Here is a 7,961-nt window from a genome sequence, read left to right on the forward strand (position 1 = left end):
TAAAAAACAGCCGGCTAACTTTTTAAACACAAAGTTTTATTTATAAAATTAAAAAACTTACCAATATGGGCGGTCAGCATGGAGTGCGTGGTTATCTACTACAAACTATTATCACAGTATTAGACAGCCTTTCCCAATACAAACCTTGGGCAACTGTCACAATCGAACCTAACGATGCATCTGAAAAAGTCGATGTAAAATGGGTGATGACTGATGCCAAAACAAGGCTTGTTCAAGTCAAGTCTTCGCAGAATTTGATAACCTATTCGACGGCAAAAAAATGGGCCTTGGAATTAAAATCTTCAACCGAAGCAGATAATTATGAATTAATATGTATCGGCTTACCCGATAGCAAGCTTAACGAAACTCCAGCTATCGATGGTGTTGATATTGTGTTAAAGCCATTGGACTTCGGTTTGCTACTATCAGATTCGATTTTCAAACTAAATCAATTTTATGAAAAGAAAAATCGCACCAAAGTTCAATCTACTTTAAATGAAGTGATCATCAATAGCTTAAACTTCAAACTAGGAAAAGATTCAATTTTTGGAAAAACTATCTCAAAAGAAGATTTCGACGACGTGTTGCTTAATTGGCTAAACGCAATTGAAGCACATGTCACAAAAAATCCGTTTGTAAAATTCAGTGCGCTCGAACAACAAGATGTAGCCTTGACTTTCGAACAACAGGTTTCGATAAACTTCCTAAAGCTTATTGGTTGGCAGCATTATATAACAAACATCAAATTGGATTATTACGACGAAAAACTTTTGAGTAACGAAACTGCAGTCGTTGATTACTATGTCAATTTCGAAAGCAAGTTGAAAGACAATACGACCGATCACATATTTTTAAATACAATTCAGGATTATGAATATCCAGAACAGGCGCGTCCGCAGATAAGGAATTTCCTGACGGCGACTAACCTAATTACCGAGGATTATAAAGCAAATCGAAAAATTGATAATGAAAAGAGAAATGCTGTTTTTAATATTCTTTTTTGGATATCTACCGATGACAAGGATGTAAACAAAGATTTTATTTATCAAAATAAAGAATTGTTCCGTAATGAGCTTTTAGAACTTGAACAACACTATTTTTTAATAGATAATACTAAAGCTAATTTTCTAATTAGTTCAATTATCACTGCTAAAAATTACCGGGAAGAATTGCCGGTAAAATTCCTTTACCCAATAACAGAATTTAATTCATCCTTCAATAAAATTGGCAAACGGGGCTTTCAACTTCCTCCAGAATATATAAACACTAATATTTTACCTATTATAAAAGAGAATAAAGAACAAATCAGTGTTTTACTTTTCTGTTCAGACCCTTATCAAAAAGATAATCTTAAGAAAATCATTTGGTTTTTAATTCGCTTGACAAGTGGGTTTGCAAATGAGTATTTAATTTACTTTAGTGATTACACAAATAGTTTGCAAAACGAAGTTGTTGAAGTCCTTCGATCATTTGATAATGTTGACATCTTGAATAAGATTTCCGTCAGAAAAAATACAAATATTGAAATCAGTCAAATTGTTGACGTTTTGGTTCCCAAAACGACTGATATATCTACAGAAGTAGAAGCCATTCAAGAACAAGACGCGCTCAAAGTTAATCCCATTTTTAGGGAGCAATTACCCTACGGAGACATTTTGAAACCAATTTTGAGCACTGAAAATATAAGCGCTCAGGACTTAAAGATATTTTTGTCTCATAAAGGGATATTTCTAAAAAACGCCGATAAGCGAAAATTAATGGACTTAATGGTTAGCCTTTTATTTAGTCCAATCGAACTAGAAAACTTTATTAATTTGATAAATGTCAAAGAAAGGCCCGTAAGCAGTGTACCATACTTTTTGCCAGTAGTAAGTCAATCATCGATAACCGAAATCTTTAACGAAATCAAACCGGATTTCAGAAACATTACGGAGGGTTTGCAAGCCAAATTAAACCACCCAGTAATTTTCACGCCTGACCCTCAGCAACCAGATTTATATGTTTTTTCATCATACGTTGAGAAAAAAGACCCAACCAAGCATATTGCTCTAAATACGACCTGGGAGCCGATAAGAATCACTTACCAAAAAATCGCCGGCGGGTTCATGCTAAATAATGTTGAAACAAATTCAAAAGATGCTAAAACGATAGCAAATAGAATAAATTCAATAATTAGAACCGAGTTACTTGCGCATGGACATGTTGCGGAAGAAACTACAGAAATTAAATTTTCTGATTTCTCATCAAATAAAGAGCGTGTGAATTTTCTATTGAGTTTCAATAATATCAGCAGCTGCGACTTTTTTATACGTCAAGATATTAAAGGATTGAAGTACATATTTGATGAAAGTAAAGTCATACCCGAAACTTATGCGGACAAAACTGAGAAAGACTTAATCATTTTGTTTCGAGGCAAAAAGCTTGAGGGGTTACGAGAGCTATCTGAAGATGTCTTCAAAGAAATTATCTTATTGGAAGAAATTTCAATTTCCTATTATTTCGAATACAAGGGTGTTCGATCTTACTTCTCCGTAAAATATGACTTTTCTGATGCCTTAAAAAGTAAATCGCAAGATGGAGCGTTCCGCTCTCAAACTTATTTGCATAAAAACTATTCGGTTAAACAGGTTAAAAAGATAGCTGATCTGGAAAAAGTATTAAATAAAGAGGTTGACAAATTAAAAATTGAAAAGTTGCAAAGGTTTGGCAAAATCTAATCCCTGTGCCCCCGCAAGTGCCCTACTTGTGGCCCCTTAGCAGAGCAGAATCACTCTTTAACCCGCCCAATTACATGTCGGCTACTTTGCATGTAGGATTTATTCTTGTGGAAAACTCAATTCCTTGTGGGTTTCTTGTGGATTTAAATAAAATATAAATGTCTAATTTTCAACGCTTTAATATAATTCACAATAAAAATTCATTCTTTTCCTGTGTCTTTCTTGTGTTCTTCTTGTGGATTGTCTAAAGTTTCTTTTCCTTCTATGACTAATTCTCCTCTTCGTTTTAATTCTTCTATTCCTATTAATATTGCTTTTTCTATTAACTTATTTCCTTCTGTTCTTCCTTTTCCTAAACTATATTCTCTTCCTGTTCCTGAACCTTTATAGTCTAAGTATCGTACATTATTCGAAGACAATTTGTAAACTATATTCTTTATTTGCTCTCTGGTAAGCTGGTCATCAAATAGCTCCACAAACTTTCCCATTTTAGCACTTCCAAAAGACTTGAGATACTGAGTAATCTTCATGATGACGAAAGATTCATCAATAGGAGTATTTCTTGTATAATCCACCTCTTTACTGACAAAAGAGTAATACGATTTACTTAAGCGCCATTGCTGCCTGTTTGTTTTTCCAATTTTTTCTATGAGTCCCTCCGACTGTAGTTTTTCACAAATAATTTTATCCAACGAATCCTTTGGTTTACCTTCCCGAATTTCATTAAGTATTAAAACTTCTGTTAGACTCAGTTTTTCTTCCCTATCATTCTGAGTCTTATTTATGAATAAAGCAAAAGCTTTATCTTTAACTATTGCGGAAAGATTTAATTGTACTTGAAAATCATCTGATAAAGAATAATCCGGAGCGCCTTTACCCTCTGTAATAGATTGATAAAAGATTTTGTCTACTCCTTGACCAGACCGCTCAACTATACCTGTTTTTGCAAGGACATCTGCCAACAATCTATTTCTTGGAGTACTGCTTACCGTAAGTAAATTTTTTAGAGACACGCCAATGGGAAATCCTCCCGGACTTATAATTTGTAAAGCCTGGGGATATTGTTTGATCACCACTTCCGAGGTACGACGATAATCTCTGTGAGCAATGGCATTATTAATGGCCTCTCGAATGACCTGTACGTTAAAATAGGGTATGTCGAAAATATAGGGTCCTTCTTGAACCGGGACTTTACTATTTCTTAAATTTATCGTTTGCCAGAGCTCATCTATCGCCAGGTAGTACGGTTTAGTAAAGAAATAACGCTCATCAAATGTTATTTGTCCACCTTCATTCCTATATTCTAAGTTTATCGAAGCCTGTGGCAAATACTGGCGAATAACTTCTTCTTTGCCCAGCAAAATCAGTGCAGCGTAAGTGAACTTATTGTGTTTGCTTAGTTTTAGATCTGATAGTGCCTGCTCATCGTCAAGCGTAAGAAACATCGGATTCGTCTGCTTTTTGCTGTAAGCTTCTTTCATCTTTTGAATAGCCTGCTTATCGAGACTATTTATGGAAAGGCCGTCACAAATCGTTTGCGAAAAATCAGGCTCTTGTTCCTGTACTATCTTTAAATAATGTTCGTCAGACATTGGTAACAACTCCTCGCCGACACGCATCAACGCAACATCTTCGAATTTGAAAACTTTTCCGGGAGGACGGCCAGGAATCTTAATCACTAAAATGCGCTTCCTGTATTCATCGAAAAGCTCAGTTATTTCAACTCTGATCCTTGTCTCACGATATATTTCCTGTTCAAGTTTTCCAGTTTCGTTTTCGCTCTGTTTAGTACCGGTTACGGTGTGAGGATATTTATCATGAATTCCAAAAACAAGATAACCCCCACCCTCGTTAGCAAAAGCGGTTGTATATGCAATTATACATTTCCGTCTATCCTTAGGATCATGTTTATTACCACCATTGAATGAATAATTCCCTCCTTTTGCCTCTTTAAATTCGACTTTATTTTCGGCTTCTTTAAATTGTAATAATTGATTGATAGTAACCATTTCTGCTAACAGGTATAAGGATTTTTATTTGTAAAGATAATATAAAGTTAGAATGTCATTTTCATCATCTCATTCGCTAATTCTTAAAAATCAAGTACAGCATTTATCGCATCATCTGCTTTCTTAAATGAAAAGTTAGCTTGATATTTCATCATCGTAAGCATCACTAAATTGCTGAAACTTCCAGCGTCTGGGCTGCTAGGTATCAATTGCAAGTCACCTCACCACCGTTAAGATTGGCCGACAGGACTGGACATCCGTAAACTATAACGGCCCGGGCGGCCAGGAGGGCGTGTTTTACGCACCTGCCGGTCCAAACTTGTGGTCTGCTTGCAAGGTAAGCACCATGCCCATCGGCCCTGCCTGCGTAGAGGTTGCTTCGTGCCTTATAATGACGATGTGATTAATCATCTGCATATATAAAACACCCGTTACGGTTACCTGAGGATAGTAATACTTCCCGATAAAACGGGCGATCCATCGTGAAGGTTTATGATATAGTAGTAGGTGCCCGCCGGCAAATTAGCGCCCTTGTACCGTCCGTTCCAGGGCACGGCATAACCAATTGAGGCGTATATTTTTGTTCCGTACCTGTTATATATATCAACGGTACAATTTGGAAAAGTATCCAAATATTGTATGTTCCAGGTATCGTTAATGCCATCATTATTTGGCGTAAAAGTGTTTGGTATGGCTACTATTGCCGGTGCAACAATGAGTTCCCCAAACACGTAGGTAATGGAATAGTTAGGCGAGCCGGCCGCGCTTACGGTAATTGGATATTCGCCGGGCGCTGATGTTGTTACAGCGGTTGTGGTTATTAGGGGCTGAGATGTTAGTTGCGCGGGCCCATCGTTATTTTTAAAACCATTGTAGGTAACCGTTAGGGCAGGGTTTACTTGCCCGTAACTTTTGTTTTTATCATCGGCTATAATGGTGAGCGGCGCGGGCTTTACTATACTCGCCGACATGGGTATGGAGGCATTTGGAGCGTTATCACTACTAAGTACCACATTGCCCATGTAACTGCCAACAGGGGCACTTGCTGCTAACCTGATATAAACAACGGTTGGGGCAATAGTACCTGCGGCACCAACGGTAATGGCATTGCTAAAGGTGCTGTTATCGGTACTAAGCTCAAAACCGGGCGGGGGGCTCACCAGTACACCGGCCTGCATGTTTGTGCCATTCAAGGTAAACGATGTAGGTGCCGAAGGTGTGCCATAAGTTGTTTGCAGCGGTTGTAACGTGCCCGTGACTGTAATAAGCGGTGGTTCTGCAGGCGCTACGGTAATGCTGAATTTAACAGGCGTACCGGTGCACCCGGTTTCGGGCATCACAAAATTGCCCAGGCCAAGCGGATGAGTGCCCAGGCCGACCGTGGTAATGACCTTATTAGCGACCGGATCGATAACCAACATCAAATCGGAACCTTGGCTTACAACATATAACAGGCTTCCATCCAAATTGAACGATTCGCCAGTGGGGTCCCCGCTGACATTTATAGTTGTGAGAATGCTGTTATCTGACGTATTTATTACCGACACCGTACCCGCCCCTGAATTCGTCACATATAGTCTGCTGCCGTCGGGGTTAGTAGTTACCCTCCAGGACCACTTACCCGTGCTTATCGTGGAAACTATTTTATTTGTCGCCGTATTTATCACAATAACATTGCTTGAATTGGTATTCGCAACATATAACAACAAGCCATCGGGGCTCACACAAGCATTGAAGGGCTGATTGCCCACCGCCATGGTGGATATAACGGCGTTTGTTGCGGTGTTTATTATTAAAATACTGTTAGCCCCGTTAGATGAATGATTTGGGCTGTACAACCGGCTCCCATCCCTGTTCAGGGCTATCTCATAGGGAGATGCGCCGCTTAGCTGAATGGATTCGGTTATTGCGTTGGTCGCTGTGTTAATTATCGATATCGACTGTTTACCAAAATTGGCCACATACACCAGGTTCCCATCCGCACTTACTACTATGCCGGAGGGCAGCGAGCCGGGCGGCAACGTAATAACCGACACCACCTTGTTTGTTACCGTGTTAATAACAGAAATATTATCCGCCGATTGATTGGCGATATATGCGCGGGTGCCATCGGGGCTAACCGCTACACCCAACGGACCTTTGCCAACAGGAATTGTGGTAACCAACCTATTAGTAACAACATCGATAACCGAAACATCGTTAGATACTGCATTGGGGATATAGGCATTTGTTTGACGTACCGGCGTAACCGTAATTGTGGCGGAAAGGGGGGGTAGTAAGGCTTGTATTTTTCACCGTAAATGGAGGGATATCCCCCGTGCCGCCGGCGGGCAAACCAATTGCGGGGTTATCATTGGTCCAGGTATAAGAAGCTGTGTTGCCAACGAAATTAACCGCGTTAGTTGTTGATCCGTTTGGCAGCGGGCCCTGATCTGGCGGCTGGTTAACCATTGGCAAAGCATATACCATACCTATTACCTCTACACTTTGATCGGCGCTGCCCGCAGCGGTTAAAATTACATTACCTGCTATATAACCAACCGGCGCGGTTGCTGCCGCCCTAACATATAAAATCGCATTACTTACAGCGCCGTTTGATGGAGTAAGTGTGACCATATTGTTATAACCACTGCCGGCGACAAGTGAAAGCTCGAAGCCAGGCGGGGCCGTTGCCCTAATGTTACCGGTTAAATTAGCTCCCGAAACAGGAAATTGTGAAATGTTTGGGCTTGCAGATGCAATACCCGCGCAGGTGTAAATAATGCCGCTGGCAACACCCACGCTAATTGTTGCGGCTGGAGGCGACGGGTTATTTAGCGCGAAAGTTTTTGGCAAAAAGGAGAATACAAACAGGAAGATACCCGTAAAAAGTAAGGATATTTTTGAACAACAAGGCTTGCGCATAAGAAGATCCTTAAATTTTGTTCAATAACTATTTTATAGAAGCCAGGTAAACATAGCGTGTGGTGTTTATAGAAGGATCTCAAAATACAAAAAATATGCTCGTATATCGCAGGCAATTGTTTTTATTACAGGGAAATAGCGTTTAAATTAATGCGAGCCGGGACTTGAGCGATTCCCCTCTTGAGAGTAATAGCCCATGAATAGACATAAAAAATGTGTATATTTAAGGTAAATGAATGTAGGAGAAGTATTTACAAGATTTCCGAGTCAGGAAGTCTGTATAGATTATCTGGAAGGGCTTAGGTGGCAGCATGAGCCGCAATGTCCTTAC

General features: G+C 39.5%; 4 protein-coding genes and 1 pseudogene. 1 reads left to right on the plus strand and 4 read right to left on the minus strand.

The window, feature by feature from the left end; translation table 11 throughout:
- Nucleotides 1–65 precede the first annotated feature (65 nt).
- Nucleotides 66–2,717: a PD-(D/E)XK nuclease domain-containing protein gene (locus tag AC1DYT_RS23840; protein WP_477472001.1), complete on the plus strand. Its 2,652-nt coding sequence runs from the start codon at nt 66–68 to the stop codon at nt 2,715–2,717.
- A 200-nt stretch (nt 2,718–2,917) separates the two neighbouring features.
- Here AC1DYT_RS23840 and AC1DYT_RS23845 read toward each other — a convergent pair whose 3' ends face one another.
- From AC1DYT_RS23845 to AC1DYT_RS23860, 4 genes and pseudogenes are all read right to left on the minus strand, one after another.
- The gene (locus tag AC1DYT_RS23845) at nt 2,918–4,726 is read right to left on the minus strand and encodes an ATP-binding protein (RefSeq protein WP_477472002.1); all 1,809 of its coding nucleotides are present in this window, start codon (nt 4,724–4,726) and stop codon (nt 2,918–2,920) included.
- Between the two features lie 437 nt (nt 4,727–5,163).
- Nucleotides 5,164–6,891, minus strand: a complete 1,728-nt coding sequence (locus AC1DYT_RS23850) for a T9SS type B sorting domain-containing protein (protein ID WP_477472003.1) — start codon at nt 6,889–6,891, stop codon at nt 5,164–5,166.
- A gap of 3 nt (nt 6,892–6,894) precedes the next feature.
- Nucleotides 6,895–6,945, minus strand: a pseudogene (locus AC1DYT_RS23855) (hypothetical protein); the annotation flags it as partial.
- Nucleotides 6,926–7,630, minus strand: coding sequence for a hypothetical protein (locus tag AC1DYT_RS23860; protein WP_477472004.1), 705 nt, complete (start codon nt 7,628–7,630; stop codon nt 6,926–6,928). The gene AC1DYT_RS23860 and the pseudogene AC1DYT_RS23855, both read right to left, overlap by 20 nt.
- Between the last annotated feature and the right edge of the window lie 331 nt (nt 7,631–7,961).

Source organism: Mucilaginibacter sp. P1_D10 (assembly GCF_056406215.1).

Excerpts from the sequence above, each read along its gene's own strand:
- AC1DYT_RS23840 (WP_477472001.1), top strand. The coding sequence starts at position 66 with ATGGGCGGTCAGCATGGAGTGCGTGGTTATCTACTACAAACTATTATC.
- AC1DYT_RS23845 (WP_477472002.1), bottom strand. The coding sequence starts at position 4,726 with ATGGTTACTATCAATCAATTATTACAATTTAAAGAAGCCGAAAATAAA.
- AC1DYT_RS23860 (WP_477472004.1), bottom strand. The coding sequence starts at position 7,630 with ATGCGCAAGCCTTGTTGTTCAAAAATATCCTTACTTTTTACGGGTATC.